Raw genomic sequence first — 12,991 nt, 5'->3', positions numbered from 1 at the left:
GCCCATAGGTGATGGCTAGGCTGCAAAGTATCGTCAGGCAGGGAGATGGCCAAAGCTTTGCCCGCTCAGCTTCTTGCGCCCGCACCTAGCCGTGTAACGGCAACCCTTTCGACGCGCGGTAAGCTTGCACATACCCAACGGCCACGGCCCGGACCGCGCGACCAATCTGCCGATACGCGCTGTCGTCCAGGTTGGCAAAGGACACCCGCGCCGACCAGTTGGGGGCATCAAAACCCGATCCGTTCAGCAGAACAATCCCGTGATCCTGTGCCAGCTTGAAGGAAATATCGAGGGGGTGGACGTTGTCTTTGATCCAGGCAACCACCTCTTCGCCCACGTATTTCCGAAGCCAGAACTCGAAATCGATGATGCCGTAGTATTTGTCGAACAACGGGTTGTCGGGCACTTCAATGCCCAAGCCTTCGACCAACTCATCAAAGCGGTGTTTCAAGATACCCCAGCAGAATTTCTGATAGCCTTTCTGTTCATCCATCAGCTCGACCAGCGAGAACAGTGTCATCATCACTTGCTGTGGCAATGACAGCCCCGCCGTGTGGTTCAGTGCCACATCGCGGCTGTCGGCCACAATGCGGTCGATAAACTTGAAGGACGAAGGATCCGGGGTCAGCGACTCATACCGCGCGTTGACCACGGCCTTTGTCTCGGCCGGCGCCTCGGCAATCATCCTGTCGAAGATGTTGTTTTCGGCCACCAGGATTGCGCCAAGACGCCAACCGGTGCAGCCGAAGTACTTTGAAAAGGAATAGACCCCGATCGTGTTCTCGGGCAGATGCCCCATCACCGACTGGAAGTTCGGAACGAAAGTACCATAGACGTCATCCGTAAGGATGATCAGATCCGGGCGACGGGTTTTGACGAATTCGACCAAGCGGGCCATGACCTCGGAACTGATCGCGACCGAAGACGGGTTGCCCGGATTGACCAGAAACAGAGCCTTGACCTTCGGATCGGCCAGTTGCTCGAGGTCGTCATCAGTCAGCTGGAAATGATCTTTCTCGGACGAGGACACATCCACGACATTCAGCCCATAATCCTCGAGCACCGGCATTTCCAGATAAGGCGTGAATATCGGCGTGCTCAATGCGATGGTGTCACCCGCATTCAGCAGACGCTGGTTCTTGAGCGCCTTGAAGATGTAACACATCGCAGCCGTGCCGCCCTCGACCGCGTAAATGTCGAATTTCGCGTCGGGTCGGTGACCAGCGCACATCGCCCACATCACGTATTCATGGACAATCGCCTCGTTGTGCTGCATGCACCGGTCAGGCATCGGGTAGTGGTCACCGACAATGCCGTCGGTCAATTCCAAAACAAAATCGTCTGGGGCAAAGCCGAACTTCTCAATCGCGAAGTCCACCACATCAACCAGAGTGTCAGCACCCGGAGGGCCATTCTTATCTATCGAATCCGCACAATACGTCTTGAGCCGGTCATAGCATCCATCCCCCTGCGGCATTCCGGCCAAACCGACCTGCTGTTCATTGCGATGGCGCCGCGCTTCGGTCATCGCGAATTGACCAAGAAGAAAAAACGCCTCGCGTGCCTGTGTTGCGATCCAGTTGGGGTTGCCACGTCCCGCATTCAGATAGGGAAGAGCCATCTGGCGCGACTCTTTCTGTGCCAGCTTGATGAGTTCGTCTTTGATTTGGAAAGGACTTAGATTTTCGTACTTATGCAGGTCCAGCGTTTCTGGCATGGCATCAAACCCTTTGTTTATAAAGTCGGAAATATTCGACCGGATCGTACGCAATGAACTGTGCCTGTGTAAACAATACTGTGAGGAGCACTACTGAAGAACACGTTGACGGCGATGATTGGTCTGGCTCGGAACGATCAATGCTGCCCTTTGGCGGCTTGTTCTTTAGAAGTGGCTGCGGGAGTAGGATTTGAGCCTCTGACCTTCAGGTTATGGCCCTGACGAGGTGACGACGTTAAGCGATTGATCCAGTGGATCAATTGTAGTCTGAACGGGCTGATCTGGGATTTTCCGACGCTGGTTGCGGGAGCAGGATTTGGCCTATACCGAACGTTAACGGAACTATTAATCTAAAAAGCCATCTCTACGCATTCCCTGTCTGTTTAAAATAATGGCCGCTTTGGACGAAAAAGTGACAATCAAGAAACCCGTTTCAAGGTCCGCACTGAGCCCAATGTGACAAATGCTGCGCTGCGTACGAACGTCTACAATCGTGATAGCGCCCTCTGATCCGATAGCCGGCAGGACACATCATGAAGATTATGAATCCACCCCCTTTGTGAAAGACAAAGAGCTGTCCAAAGACGTCTGCCATTTCGCCATCATTGTCAGCTTGTCGATGTCGCATGTCCCGGAATAGGGTTGGTGTGATGAAGTCGCTCAAATTCCGAAAGGCTACGGTTGCCGATGTGGTTCCGCTTAGCGGGCTGATCCAGCGCACAATCCGCGTTTCAAATGCCAAGGACTATGATCAAAGATCAATTGATATGCTGTGCGCGATTTTTGAACGGGAGCCGCTCACCGAAAGAATCAAAAATGAGGCTATTTTCTTGTGTTTCGCGGGTGCCAATCTTGTTGGAACGGTGGGGCTGAAAGGTGACTATCTGCGATCATTGTTCGTGGACCCTGCATTTCAGGGGCAAGGGCTAGGCAAAGTGCTGACTGCAAGAATTGAAGAAGAAGCGCGACAGAGAGCAATCCCGGAAATGATGCTTCATTCCTCACTAACAGCGCGGGAGTTTTACGCGGCTCTTGGCTATGAATTTGTGGAATTGCAATCATACCCGGAAGGACCATTCGTCTTGATGAGAAAGCCTCTTAACGTGCGCCCGTGAAATACCTTGCGCCACGACACAACGGCAGTGATGTTTGCCGATGTGTGTTGCGACCGTCCGATAACGCCTCAGATCGGAGCAGACCTTCGTTTCCGCAAGGCCGAGGGTCGCTTTGTCCCGCCAAACCGACCTTGGAGGCCCGAAGGCCCCTCAGAAAGCGCCAGATGACTGGTTTGAGCCCAAAGCGGATTTTCAAAATTCTTAACCTGTATGGACGACGAGCTGACTGTGGGCATTGGAAAATCGCATAGTATTGCGAGCGTGCTACGGCCTATCCCTAGATTTTTGTCGCTTCCTTAATGCTATATTGGACCGGCATGGTTTCGGAGGTTAACTGATGCTCATCGTCTTAAGTCTTTACTTCGGCTTGATTTGGTTGGTGTTTTCTAAACTCCAATGGCTCCCGTGGAACGGGTTTTGGAAAACGGTTGTCTACTCTGGCGCAGCAGTGATTGCTCTTGTCGTAATAGGAGCTCTCAATCACACGACACCCACTGGTCCAGTTTCAGTTCAAGGGATTGAGACAAACATTGCACCTAACGTATCCGGAACTGTTGTCGAGGTGGCTGTCGAGGCCAATCAATCGGTTAGCGAAGGTGATCTACTATTCAAAATTGATCCTGAGGTTTTTGCTGCTGAGGTGTCACGTCTCGAGGCCTCTCTTGAAACGGCTAAGTCTTCGGCTGACCAGTTGCTGACTGATCTCGCTGCAGCCGAGGCAGAAATCGAGTCTTTGAATGCCCAGCTTCTCTTTGGGCAGCAGAGGCGCGACGACATCATCCAATTGGAAGAGCGAGGCGCATCTACAACCTTTCAACTCCAAGAAGCCGTTGCTACGATTGATCAATTGACCGCGAATATCCGAGCAGCTGAAGCGCGCAAGAAGGGGCTGGAGCGTCGAATTTCCGCTACGATTGACGGCCGAGACGCCGCAGTTGTGGAAGCTGAAATGGCGCTCGAGCAGGCCAGATGGAGTCTTGAAGAGACAGAGGTTCATTCACCCGGAAATGGCGTTGTTTCTGCTGTAACACTACGGCCTGGAAACCGCGCCACCACTTTTCAAGGTGCGATAACCTTTATTGACCCATTGGATTTCGCCATTGTAGCCTCCCTCCCGCAATCCAGTCGTGACAATGTGAATATCGGAGACGAAATCAGGTTGGCACTGCGTACGCAGCCGGGCACGGAGCTCTCTGGCACCATTGTTGCTTTGCCGGTCGGATCCGCAGAGGGGACACTGGATCTGCGTTCAGGCCTTCCTTCAATACGAGAGCTAGCCGGTATTTCTAGTTATCCGGTGCTGATCGAGTTATCTGACAGTTCCGATTTCGAAGATCTACCTTTTGGTACATCTGGAACAGCATTGGTAATGACTGAAAAAGCAGGTGCAATCGGGATTCTTGCCGAAATCCTATTCTGGGTAACTAAACAGCTGAATTATTTGTGACCGTTAATGGGTGCCATGCTGCAACGAATGGCAGCATTGTCCGCAGAGCAGACGATCAGTCAAATTTGTCGAGCGTCCGCTCGGAGCCCAAAGCAGACGTGGAGAAAACGGCGATATGTGATAGCCAACAGGGTATAATTCAATGTTGAGTGCCAAATGGTTTGCAACCCCGTACCTAAGAAAGTCACCCATATTCCGGATTTATTTGCCCTTGCTACCTGTCCATTTTGCCGCGATCAGCAGGTTGTTTCCCACCGTGATTTAAAGAGCAAGGGCAGGCCAATTGATGGAACTGCGGAGTGGGTGTGTTCACTTTGCAAGGGCATTCCGCGAAAAGAGCAATTTGATTGAATTATCCCCCGGGGGCGGGGCTGATCTTCGAGGTCATACCCAGCGAGCAGCTATCGCCTCCATTGCAAACGGTAGACTGTGTGATCATCTGGAAGTCCTTTGAGGACCAAAGATCGTACGGCCGCAAATTCGAACTCGTGATTTCCCCCAACTATGGCTCTCGTCACATCCGACACAAGAATTTCACCCGGATTGGCCGATGAAGTTATGCGAGCCGCTTTGTTGACCACGGTTCCGAAGAAGTCGCCACGCGCCAAAACAACGTCGCCGGTATGAATGCCAACTCGTAGGCCCAAGCGCGGTTCCACATCGCTCAAAGCCACGGCTTCCTGTATTTTGATCGCCGCCAGAAGCGCTTCAGTCGCTGATTGGAAACTGGACAATGTCCCGTCTCCCAGCGACTTCACGAATTGCCCCCGATGTGTTGCGACGATACTCTCAACAGTCTGAAAATGCTGATCTATCAACGCCGACCAACCCTGATCTCCCATGGCCGCCGCGAGCATCGTACTGCCTTCGACATCAGTAAACAGCACCGAGGCCAAACCTTCTGCCTGAAGCAATTCCGGACCTTCTTCGAGCGCAGCTTTCACAAGAGTTTGAATGGCCAACTGTTCGCTACCTACAAAATCTATGTTTGGGTAGGGAAGAGAGGCGTGACGATTAATGATCCTCCATGACGCACCCTCTAAGACGAATACCAGCACCGTGCGGACGATGTAATCATCTCGAAGCCCGGGAAACCCAACCCGATGTAGAAAAGCAGACCAGCCCGTCTCTCCGTTCTCGAAGGCTTCGGCTTCGAGAACTTCCCACACATCCGGCTCTGGCATTTCGCCGATGAATTCGCCGACTCCATCGCGGACAACCTGACCTTTCCAAAACTCATTCTCGCCAGTTCCAATGAAGCGCAGATCGACCGAGTCGGAAAGGTAGTCCTTCAAAACGTGCGTATTTAGGGTCCTAATCGCCTCAAACCAGCGTTCTGTAACAGCAAGTATCTCAGGAGAAGCCTTGACCACAACTGATACTCCCAACACAGGCGAAACAAGCGCAAAGTAAATTCGTCGATCTGGAATTAGCCGTACTGAACTCTACCACCTTTATGCTGCCCACGCACAAGCATGTAATCAAGGAAGAAGATGGTAGAGGCGTCAAGCACACCTTGGACCATGCAGACCTGAGACAGAGTTGTTGAAGCTCCGTCTCGCCGGCGCACTTAGGGCTTGCTTCGAGTTTCAGCTTTGTCCGCATCGCTGTCGCTAGCGAAGTTTCGGCGAATGACCAAACCGAGCACGAAACGTCCTATTAGGCTGCTGACAATATCTGTAGTTTTGACTCCTGCAAATTTGAAATTTGCATTGTGAATTAGGTCACATCTCAATGAGTTTCATTCTGATATTTTGTTAGTATCGAGGGAGATTTAATCATGAACATGGTTGCTGCACTCGCACTGCTATCTGCTCTTTTTTATTGTATTGCTATGGTCGCCATGAAGTCATGGTGGACACTACCCAGCCTGGGCGTGGCAACCATAATCGCTGTTGCCTTACTGACAGCTGGCGCATTCGAAGTTGCTGCTCTGGGGCGTGAAAAACTGGGGCTGATTTACGTGGCTGTAATGGGAGCTGAAGTCATAATTTTAGGTGTAGTCTCTCATTTTTTCTTCGAAGAGGTGTACTCAGTCAAAGAAGCTGCCGGGATGGCACTAGTTCTTGTTGGAACAGCTGTCGCCTGGACTTAGCCCTTCGATTTCACAACGATCTTGCTGCTCAGCGACCTCTTTGAGCGCCCCTATAGTTCGCATAGCAGACATTCACGTTTCGCAAGTTTAGGTCTGCCATCCGTCCATAAGCGGATATCTGACCAAATGACTACGATGTCCGCGTTGAGCCCAAAGCAGTCGGGAGATCTCTATTAATTTGGGTTCGATAATGTGTCCTGAACCTAGCAAACCTTCGAGCTCAGTCGAAATAACTTCCTGGGTGCCGTCAGACGAATTCGAACCAGTCTCTGATAGGCCAGCGACGCTGTCTTTTGTCCCGCACCAAGTTCGCGCCACTCGGCAAGAGCGGCGGATCGTGTCAGCTTGAAGGTGTTTGGGCTGGTGAGATATCTTTCCTGGTTGAAGTGGTTATAAACAGAGGAATGGACGGCGGCGAATTTCTGCAAACTTTGCATGCGCCGGACACGTTGCATGGCGCGTTCTCTTCGTCGAAACAGTAGGTGTGAGTTCTCAACACGGTTGTTCAGCCACCTGCCCGTCGTTTGTTTGTCCAGCGCACCCAATTCTCTGAGCGCTGCTATGTAAGATGCGAAACGGTCGGTGACGATTTCTTCGGCGCAGCCATAGCGCTTTATTAATTTCTTGAGAAATTTCAGTGCTGCAGCTTTGTTTCAACGTTTCGTGACGACGGCTTCGAGCACCTCGCCTTCGTGATCCACAGCCCGCCAAAGATAATGTCGCTTGGCATTCATCTTCACAAAAACCTCGTCCACGTGCCACTTGCATTTCGAGAATGCACGAAGTTGCTGGACCCGTTTGCGTCTAATCTCAGAAGCAAACATTGGGCCGAACCTGTTCCACCAGTAGCGGACGGTTTCGTGGCTGACATCGATCCCACGCTCATGCAGGAGCATCTTCGACATTCCTAAGCGAAAGCGGAAACCGAATATACAGCATCACCGCCAGGCGGATAATCTCAGGGCTGGTTTTGAACTACTTGAAGGAGACAGGTCTGGTCATGGGCAAAAGCTATGCAACCGCCCTGCCCCGCTCAAGCAAAGTTCTTCTGACAAGACCCTTCTCAGAGCAGACATCCTCTGTACTTCATATCAGCGAAAACTGACTGATTGTGCAACTGGGGGAGGAAACGTAAACGCCCCGAAAACCGCGAAGCGACGGTTCTTCGTTCGATGAATTGCGATGAAATTGCGTCTGCAGACGAAACTCGGAGCTAGTTTACGCATCTGCAGAGTCTTGGTTTTTGCTGTTGGCCGAATCGGTATTGGAGCTGCAGTATTGACCCCGAAATGAAAGACAGGGAGCATAGGCATGTTAAAGCAAGCTTTCTGTGCCGTCGCTATGATATCAACGTCCGCTTTCATTGCGAGTGCTCAGTCCAACCAAGACATAGATTTACACAGCGAATGGGGGAAGAGCGGCGGCTGGGTAATCAAAATTGATCCTTCGGTTGGCAATGGGTGTTACATTGAAAGTACGCTGGAAGACGGAACACTCGTCCGGGTTGGTTTCGTGCCAGATCGAGAAGGCGGCTTCTTTGCCGCTTACCACGCTGAATGGATAGATATCGAAGATGGGGTCGCCGGCACCATCCAATTTGACTTTGTTAAGTCGCTTTTTGAGGGCGAATATGTCGGGGTGATCAAGGGTGACCTTCACGGCGGGTACGCATTCTTCAATAATCCCGAGTTTATAAAAGAGTTCGGGAAACGAGACGAAGTGTCGATCAAGGGTGACGGAGAAAATGCGCTAGCCTTCAAACTCAACGGCACTGCCAAAGCTATCAATGCCGCGCGGACTTGCGATGCGGAGCAATCGTCAGCACAATAGTCACATAGCAGGAACGAACTAAGCGGCTACTGTTGGATATCAGGCTTGCAGGGTGTTCGGGCGGCAATCGGGCCTTTTTCTTCTCTTCGGGCCTTTTTTCCGTTTTTTTGGTTCGACCTTCCCCCGATCTTGAAGTCTGGGTTGGAAAGTCGCCCGGTCACCTCGAAGGGCCAGGCGCTCCGGGCCAAAGGACGACCAACCGGTCTGGGTTCGGCGCTTATCGCAACCCGATCGTTCTTCCAATCGGCAGAACCCGCTGCCACCAACTGAACACTCTTGGTTTCGACTACGATCGCATTCGAAGATACTTTGCCGGCGTCTATGCGCAGCGGGGCGACTAAACAAACTATGCTCGTGTACCCTTGTTGTAGTTCTTTAGAAAATAGCCACGGGAAGAGGCCCAGTCCCGCCAGGTCAAGCAGACTCGTCGCGATCGCGCCATCCACCATCGAGATCGTAACCGCTCCGGACATTGAATCGACAAAGCCCTGTGCTGATTTGTTATCGCCAGTCAGATCGAAATCCGCCCGAAGCTTGCCTCGTGCTGGGATACCGGCCCCAACTTCATGGAGTATCGCGCCAATATCCCACCCGCTTGTTCCGCCGTATAAGCGTACGACATTCGGAGCCTCGACGAAGTCGACTTCGGCAGCAAGTTTGAAGAATCCGCCACCATACCCAAACTCAATTGGGCCCAGATCAACCTTGCCATCCTTCGAGATGATGCCGCTGGAGATCTTTGAAATACCCGCTTGCCCGACAATCTCGGCAATCTCGATCGTGATTTCGAGGTCAAGGTCACGCCCAATACGTTCCAGGTCAAACAGATCCTTCGGATCGCCGTCGGTAGGTGCATCCTCGAGAACCAGCGGTTGGACGATCCGACCCGAAGGACCCACATCTACTGTATCCGTTTGCGAGGCTCGGTCTTTCGCGTCTAAAACCAATTTCTGAACGAGACGCCCGTCATCACGTTTTGTTTCTATTTCGGGTTTCGGCTCCACCTTTGGTATGTGCAGCACCAAAGGCTGCACCTTGCGCTCGCTTGATGCTTCTGTGCCGTCGGAAGCCGCACCCATTGAGGCAAGCTGAAGACCTGCCTCAACGACGTTTCCCAATTCTTCCAAGTTCAACCGTTCACTTTGGATACTTCCGTGAACCGTGGTCCGTAGGTCTTTATCAAAAGTCGTCCTCAGGTTTGTTTGCAAACGTGATTGAGCGGTACCAATGGCCACAAGCGTTTCTAGGCCGGAATCGACGCCTTCAACCGCCACCGACAAGCTTAGTGGACCGGCGTCGACTTTCTGAAGTTGCAGTGCAGATAGAAAAGCGACTGTATCCGGAACGTCCAGATTCAGTTCAAAATCAACACCGTCAATGCTTCGTACCGTTCGGACCGCGGCATTGGCCTGCAGGTTCCAAAGCTTGGTGTTTTCGGAGTATGCTTCCAGTTTAGTTAGGCTTAATTGACCCATCGAGTCGGACACTTCGAAATCTGCGACCAGGCTACCAAAGGCCTGATCCATATCATTTTGGAGTTCAGGCAGTAAAAGCTTCGCAGGAGCGTTTACTGATCCCTGGAAGTCAAGCTTTTCGAATTGAAGAAGGTCTAGGATTTCGCCTCTAACCAATACGAAAGGCGCTTCATGTGGCCCGATCTGCGCTAGTACATTTTCGAGCGCGAGGCCGCCATTCTCTGTCCGTCGCACCTGCCCAACCGTGGTCGGTCCGATTTCACGGAAATCTCTCTTTGAGTAGTTGGTTTCAAGAAGGACCTCTTTGATTTCCATAGCCCCCTTTTTGCTCAAAAGATTGGCCGTGAACTTCGTCAACTCCAAGTCGCTGAGTTCTGTCGCTCTGGGCGGTTGTTGGCCTTCGGGGAAAAGTCGGCCACCGACCGTGATGTCAAAATCGCGTGACGCCAAAAGGTCGTCCGCAAATCCATCCAAAGTTATCTCCGTGCCGTTCTCGAACTCAAGAACAGAGCGAAGATCCTGAACGGCTAACCCAGTACCTTGACGCACAAGATGTGCCGAAAGCTGTCCAAACCCTTCCAGCGTTCTTTCTAGTTTAAGGATGTCAAGAAGGTCACCAATTTCGCCGGTATCTAGCGTTAGATCTCCCGAATACCCGCCCCCTTGTTCTTTTGGAATGGTGTGTCCTTCGAAGCGCAACGTGAGATCGCCCATCGTTATGGACGTCAGAGATGCATCACTGCGGCGATAGTTGCCATCAATCTGGAACGGATGGCTATTTATCGTGCCATGGCTTGAAACTACAACAACAGCGCCATTGCGCTTTTGCTGCAGGCTTAAGGCCTTTAGGTCAAAATGGAATTCGAAGCCAGAGCGCAGGTTTTTGACGTCAAGGACAATTGAGCTTACCGCAGCATTCTTGTCGCTTAAAAATGCAATGATGTCGTTCTCAACATCAAGCACATCTACGTCCTCCGGCGCATCAACTTCAGTATTGTCAGGCTGGTCGGACCAACTTGTTGTACCATCTTGCTGCCGCACCAAATTGACACGAAGATCTTTGATTCTGATATTGTCAAAATTCAAATCGCCGCGAACAAGTCCTAGAAGATCCAGGTCAAGCTCAAGCGTCCCGAGCTCTGCGAGGTTCAAGTTGTCGATCTGTTCACTCGGGATCACAACATCGCTCACCGCAAGATACGTCGTTCGCGCGATGACGGCCCGGACATCAGACTCGATTAGTAGAGTTTGGCCGATTTCTGCAGATAGAAAGTTCTGAACAACCGATTTCCGCAGATCAGAAAAAAAGGGAGCTGCGAGTACCAGCCAAGCAAAGGAAATTAACGAGAGCGCAATGCCCAGTACCCAATACGTCGTTCGCTTAACCCATCTTGGCATGCAAAGGTTTCCAATTTGCAGCGGTCACTTTTTTAACGTCTGCTCCGTCTCATACAGGTCGCGCCCGTAGAACCGAAACGCATGTTCCATCTTGTGCGCAGGCATGTCCTCGAACTCTATCTCTGACATCGGCAACTTCCCAAGGATACCGGACTCTGTATTGGGTGCGCCCGGCAAGAACACTAAGGCTTCATCGCTGTCTTTGAATTCGTGCATGAGAAGCCCGTACCGCCGAAGCCCGCCGACTGTCGCCGTGATGACTTTAGGGGTTTCGATGTCATTGTTGTCTGAAATAGTTGCGGCAATACGAGCTCGAAGCATTCGATACCCTGGAATAATAGCTTCCAGAAGCTGGTTGGTGCGCGCAGAGACACCGGACAGCATAGCGCTTCGCGCCATCATTCCAGCGACGAAACAAACAACGAGCAACAGGATTACGGCAAGTATTAGACCAATGGAAATACCCAGGTAGTCTTCTTTTGGGAATAGCTCTGCAATTGGATCGACAAGGAAAAGGGCCAACTCAAAAACTTTGCTCAGAATAAGAACCAAAATACCTAATGGTATCAGGAACAGAATACCTCCTATCAGCGTGGTCCGAAGCATGCTTAACTCTTTATGAAAAGAAATCGTATCGGGAATCCAACTTTCCACTCGGGCACGTTGGTTGGCCGCTCGACACTGAAATATATTTCAGCGTCGGATTTGACCGGCTGCTTCCACCAGTTCGTCACTCTGCCAATTCCACCACCGATCGGCATCAGCAAGTGACCCCCTTAAAAAATTCCATTTTCTTAGTCCCCTGTTTTTTGCATTTTTTGAGTGGCCGATTTCGGGCTGCAAAAGTAGCTCTGAGCCAGAAACGAGCGTCTAGTTACATGTTCTTGGCGTGCAACGTCTTGTATTGGGAGTTAGCGCCGTAACTTAGGTGCGGTGAGCATTGCTTTCATTGATCTGTGTCAATGGTAGATTTCGATATGTCATCGTATAGGTGTCAATGCCCGGAGACAGCCGGTAGGACAAAGCGACAGTTGAAAAACGGCGGTTCGCAGAATACGGATTACTGTGTCACAGTCACTGATTTCTACAGTTTTTCGCTTTTCCGCACATGCACCCGATTGGCTCGGGGTTATCAAATAGAAGTTGGAAAAACTGATGACTAGGGTCAGGACTCATAGCCAATAGATGACGGTAGCCGCCAGTGCGATGGCTGAGAGGAAGACCCTTGGGCACCTGTCGTATCGGGTTGCCACTCGCCGCCAATCTTTCAGCCTTCCGAACATGATCTCGATCCGATTGCGACATTTGTAGCGACGCTTGTCGTACTTCACCGCTTTCTTCCGCTGCTTCCGGCCTGGGATGCACGCACGTATCCCTTTGTCTTTCAACGCTTCCCGGAACCAATCGGCATCATATCCGCGATCCCCAAGCAGCCATTCGACATCTGGCGGGCTGCTCAACAATGCCCGTGCGCCGATGTAATCGCTGACCTGCCCAGTCGTTACAAACAAGTTGAGTGGGCGTCCCTTGTTGTCGCAGATAGCGTGCAGCTTCGTTTTCATGCCGCCCTTGGTCCGACCGATCAGGCCCCCCTTTTGACGCCCAAACTGGTCGCTGTGCGGTGCGCCTTCAGGTAGGTCGCATCTATCATCACGGTCTTATCTTCGCCGTGCTCAACGGCCAAGGGGACCATGAACCAACTGTTCCTCAAAGATCTGGCCGACAAAACCCGGCGCGGTCTGCGCGGGCGGGTGGAGCTTGGACGCTCCGGTGGCGGCAGCAGCTATGGCTACGACGTCGTCCGGCGTATCGGGCCGGACGGCCAATCCATTCGCCGCAACGTCTTGGAAGACGCTGTGTTGGATTTGCTGCGCCGACGTCTGATGCAGCCCGACGCTGTGGCCACATTTGTCA

Annotated in this window: 8 protein-coding genes and 3 pseudogenes; 5 read left to right on the top strand and 6 right to left on the bottom strand. The window is 51.9% G+C overall.

What is annotated here, in order from left to right; all coding sequences use genetic code 11:
* Window positions 1–85 precede the first annotated feature (85 nt).
* A complete protein-coding gene (locus tag ACR0FE_RS21520) occupies window positions 86–1,717 on the bottom strand; it encodes a bifunctional aspartate transaminase/aspartate 4-decarboxylase (protein WP_480915182.1) in 1,632 nt (543 codons plus the stop codon).
* Between the two features lie 650 nt (window positions 1,718–2,367).
* Between ACR0FE_RS21520 and ACR0FE_RS21515 the strand changes: the two genes are divergently transcribed.
* Together ACR0FE_RS21515 and ACR0FE_RS21510 are read left to right on the top strand one after the other, a co-directional pair.
* Window positions 2,368–2,832, top strand: coding sequence for a GNAT family N-acetyltransferase (locus tag ACR0FE_RS21515; protein ID WP_480915180.1), 465 nt, complete (start codon window positions 2,368–2,370; stop codon window positions 2,830–2,832).
* A gap of 337 nt (window positions 2,833–3,169) precedes the next feature.
* Entirely contained in the window at window positions 3,170–4,279 is a 1,110-nt protein-coding gene (locus ACR0FE_RS21510) for an HlyD family secretion protein (RefSeq protein ID WP_480915179.1), read from the top strand.
* Window positions 4,280–4,680: 401 nt separating this feature from the next.
* On the opposite strand, the gene ACR0FE_RS21505 is transcribed toward ACR0FE_RS21510, so the two are convergent.
* Window positions 4,681–5,652 (bottom strand): adenylate/guanylate cyclase domain-containing protein, encoded by a 972-nt coding sequence (locus tag ACR0FE_RS21505; RefSeq protein WP_321254686.1) that lies wholly within the window; start codon window positions 5,650–5,652, stop codon window positions 4,681–4,683.
* 407 nt (window positions 5,653–6,059) lie between these two features.
* On the opposite strand from ACR0FE_RS21505, the gene ACR0FE_RS21500 reads away from it, so the two are divergent.
* Window positions 6,060–6,374: a hypothetical protein gene (locus tag ACR0FE_RS21500; protein ID WP_480491486.1), complete on the top strand. Its 315-nt coding sequence runs from the start codon at window positions 6,060–6,062 to the stop codon at window positions 6,372–6,374.
* A 302-nt stretch (window positions 6,375–6,676) separates the two neighbouring features.
* On the opposite strand, the pseudogene ACR0FE_RS21495 reads toward ACR0FE_RS21500, so the two are convergent.
* A pseudogene (locus ACR0FE_RS21495) lies at window positions 6,677–7,313 on the bottom strand (IS6 family transposase); the annotation flags it as partial.
* Window positions 7,314–7,685: 372 nt separating this feature from the next.
* Between ACR0FE_RS21495 and ACR0FE_RS21490 the strand changes: the two are divergent.
* Complete coding sequence (locus ACR0FE_RS21490) at window positions 7,686–8,204, top strand: hypothetical protein (RefSeq protein ID WP_480915177.1); 519 nt, start codon at window positions 7,686–7,688, stop codon at window positions 8,202–8,204.
* Window positions 8,205–8,230: 26 nt separating this feature from the next.
* Here ACR0FE_RS21490 and ACR0FE_RS21485 read toward each other — a convergent pair whose 3' ends face one another.
* The 3 genes and pseudogenes from ACR0FE_RS21485 to ACR0FE_RS21475 all read right to left on the bottom strand — a co-directional run.
* A complete protein-coding gene (locus ACR0FE_RS21485; protein WP_480915175.1) occupies window positions 8,231–11,077 on the bottom strand; it encodes an AsmA family protein in 2,847 nt (948 codons plus the stop codon).
* 24 nt (window positions 11,078–11,101) lie between these two features.
* Window positions 11,102–11,731 (bottom strand): DUF502 domain-containing protein, encoded by a 630-nt coding sequence (locus ACR0FE_RS21480; RefSeq protein WP_480915173.1) that lies wholly within the window; start codon window positions 11,729–11,731, stop codon window positions 11,102–11,104.
* A 518-nt stretch (window positions 11,732–12,249) separates the two neighbouring features.
* Window positions 12,250–12,770 (bottom strand): annotated as a pseudogene (locus ACR0FE_RS21475) (IS5 family transposase); the annotation flags it as partial.
* On the opposite strand from ACR0FE_RS21475, the pseudogene ACR0FE_RS21470 reads away from it, so the two are divergent.
* A pseudogene (locus tag ACR0FE_RS21470) lies at window positions 12,724–12,991 on the top strand (hypothetical protein); the annotation flags it as partial. The pseudogenes ACR0FE_RS21475 and ACR0FE_RS21470 sit on opposite strands and share 47 nt — an antisense overlap.

The organism is Ruegeria sp. K7 (genome assembly GCF_056531785.1).
Note: the sequence above shows the minus strand (reverse complement) of the source record. Positions and strands in the feature narration are given on the sequence as shown.